Below are 2,232 nucleotides of genomic sequence, written 5' to 3'. Positions count from 1 at the left end.
TTTCAATCTTTACGAGAGAAGCTATTAGCTTGCTTATTTAAATAAGTTTCACTTATCACCATAGGTACGGGAGAGCCGTTTTTCGATATATTTTTCTCGCCAATAAGCATCAATCAAGTCAGGCTCTAGCAAATAGTTCTCAATACAAGCCCGATGAGTTAACCAAATTCGTTGAGTACCTAATTGAATCAGTCGCACCTCTTCTGAAGGCTTGGCATCAAAGTCGCGGTCTCGGAAAACGAGATATCTTTGATTCCCAATCTCTTGAGGAAAAAATAACCTTGTGCAAATACAGAGAAGGTAAATTTACTAACAGAGGAAACAATTGTAGGTCGCTCTGTTGGTAACGTTTCTAAAACTCGCTCCAGCAGTTGGGCATCCAAACTGCTCTGCTTTCCTTCACAGAAAATAATTTTGCTGCTACTAACAACACTCACAGTTATACCTCTAGCCTGATAATGTGTGCTTCAGGCACCAATTGCTCTACATAATCAGAGTGAGTTGTAATAATAAACTGATTGTTATTGCCTAACTTAGGTAAAGCTCTCAGCAATGCCTGTTGCATTGGCGGGTGGAGGTGCAACTCTATTTCATCAATTAAAATAACTGAATTATGAATATTCCAATTGGCAAAGTCCATTAGGATTGGAAAGACAGCACGTTCTCCTCCAGACATCTCAGAAATTTCATACTGATTTTTACCGTCGTAAAGATAAAACCAGGGTTCGCTCAAAATATCATCTATATTGTCGCGTGGAACGGGACCCTCAAAGCTACGTTCTGGAAAAACAGCTTTGTAAGCTCGTTCAATTTCGGCATACAAGTCTTTTTGTCCCGATCTTAACTGCCCAATTCTACCTGCCTCAACATCTTGATGAAACTGCCGCCATTTTGAAAGGCGATCGCGCAAAGTATCCTCAGTAATCTCTTGTCGGCGTTCGGGGTCTTCAGTCGTTAAACTGGTGGCAGTTCTCTGCTCTGTATACCAAAGAATAGTGCCAACTCGCTCAAACACCTGAAAGCCTTCAGAACGACGCAGTTGTTTAGCGTATAATCGTCCTTTAAATTGAAATAACTCAGCAGCAGTAACCGCTTGAACTCGCTCATCTGACCACTGCCATCTAAGGATCGCACGATGCTCTTGTGCAGGAGGAACTGTTAAATTGCGTCCCATCTCGTGTAATTTTTGGTAGAATTCCCCAACTGCTTGCAGTTCTTGGGACGAAAACTGTACCTGTAAAGTGACTTCTGGTTCAAATCTTCCCCAGTTGTTTCCTAGCAATTCATAGTTAAATCCAGCCCATTCCAGATCCGACAATTTCTGTAACCGTCCAGTAGCCGTGCCTAATGTCGCTGCGATCGCTTGTAAAAGACTCGTTTTCCCAGATCCGTTCATTCCAATTAAAACAATCAGATCTCGCGCTAACCCAGTTTCGGGATCGGTAAAATCAAATACGGGAGAAGTCCGAAATTTCTTGAAATACTTTAGCTCAACAGATTGAACTTTCATTTGATAAGTCTCTAAAGACAGGCGAAACAGCAGTAACTAATACTCACATTTTTTCTGGTTCGATTTCATTGCAAATCTTCAATCAAATTGTCAACATACCCCTCATAAGAAGTATATGGTACCTTAAAAACAGGTCTTAATTCTTCCCAATCCTTTACTAACTAGCTATTCGACTGCAAGGCATTAACTGGGACAGAGGCTACGAAACTTTAGACACCGAATTGCAAGAAGTGATTCGCGATGCCGAGATAGGAAGGCGTTTAGCAGATAAGCTAGTAAAAGTATGGCTGAACTCCGGCTTCTACGCGATTGTGTTGATTCATGTCGAAATCCAAGGACAAGTACAATCAGACTTTGCGGAGCGAATGTATGTATATAATCATCGATTATTCGACCGCTATCGACAAAAAGTATTTAGTTTTGCCGTATTAGGAGACGAAAACACCAATTGGCGACCGACAGGCTATAGCTACAGTCGATGGGGATTTCAAAGCAGGAAAGCAATTTCCGTTCGTGAAACTGCAAGGGCTTTCCAGCAGCTATCCTAGAGGAAAGTACCAATCCCTTTGCCATCATTATCGCCGCACACCTGCTGTCCTCAAGCAACGCGCAACGATTTACAGCAGCGCTTCGAGTCTAAGTTGAATTGAACTTGCTCAGAAGGGTGGGTGCGGTTGCGCGGAGCGCAGCGCTCTTTCAAGCGATCGGCGAGTGGGTCAGAT

The 2,232-nt window shown here is 42.7% G+C and carries 3 protein-coding genes; 1 reads left to right on the top strand and 2 read right to left on the bottom strand.

Annotated elements, in window-relative coordinates; genetic code table 11:
• Positions 1-188: 188 nt before the first annotated feature.
• The gene (locus LAY57_RS35365) at positions 189-437 is read right to left on the bottom strand and encodes a hypothetical protein (protein ID WP_249072136.1); all 249 of its coding nucleotides are present in this window, start codon (positions 435-437) and stop codon (positions 189-191) included.
• Positions 438-439: 2 nt separating this feature from the next.
• Entirely contained in the window at positions 440-1,510 is a 1,071-nt protein-coding gene (locus LAY57_RS35360) for an AAA family ATPase (RefSeq protein WP_249072134.1), read from the bottom strand.
• A gap of 221 nt (positions 1,511-1,731) precedes the next feature.
• Between LAY57_RS35360 and LAY57_RS35355 the strand changes: the two genes are divergently transcribed.
• A complete protein-coding gene (locus LAY57_RS35355) occupies positions 1,732-2,058 on the top strand; it encodes a hypothetical protein (RefSeq protein WP_249072132.1) in 327 nt (108 codons plus the stop codon).
• Positions 2,059-2,232 lie beyond the last annotated feature (174 nt).

It is taken from the genome of Argonema antarcticum A004/B2 (assembly GCF_023333585.1).
Taxonomy (GTDB): Bacteria; Cyanobacteriota; Cyanobacteriia; order Cyanobacteriales; family Aerosakkonemataceae; genus Argonema; species Argonema antarcticum.
This window is presented reverse-complemented; position numbering and strand designations above follow the sequence as displayed.